Source organism: Catenulispora pinisilvae, assembly GCF_015356865.1.
GTDB classification, from domain to species: Bacteria; Actinomycetota; Actinomycetes; order Streptomycetales; family Catenulisporaceae; genus Catenulispora; species Catenulispora pinisilvae.
This window is the reverse complement of the sequence record NZ_JAAFZA010000659.1, coordinates 1-258: the sequence shown is the minus strand read 5'-3', so window position 1 is coordinate 258 and position 258 is coordinate 1. Positions and strand designations below refer to the sequence as shown.

The following is a 258-nucleotide window of genomic DNA, read 5'->3' as shown; positions in this document are numbered from 1 at the left end:
AGGCCCATACCGATGCCCGCTGGGTGGTGTTGTATGTCCGGCGGTGGCTGACTGCTGGGCTGTGCATGCCCGGCGGGGATGTGGTTGATCGTGATGTGGGGACACCGCAGGGTTCTGCGGTGTCTCCAGTCTTGGCGAACCTGTTTTTGCACTATGTGTTCGATGCCTGGATGGCCCGGGAGTTCCCGGGGTGCCGGTTTGAACGCTATGCCGATGATGGCGTGGTGCACTGTCGCACGTTGGTGCAGGCGGAGCAGG

1 protein-coding gene is annotated in these 258 nt (G+C 62.8%); it reads left to right on the top strand.

Features of this window, described 5'->3' with window-relative positions; all coding sequences use genetic code 11:
• Positions 1-258 (top strand): reverse transcriptase domain-containing protein (locus IZR01_RS49725; RefSeq protein ID WP_267255031.1); only part of this gene is annotated, 258 nt, incomplete at both ends.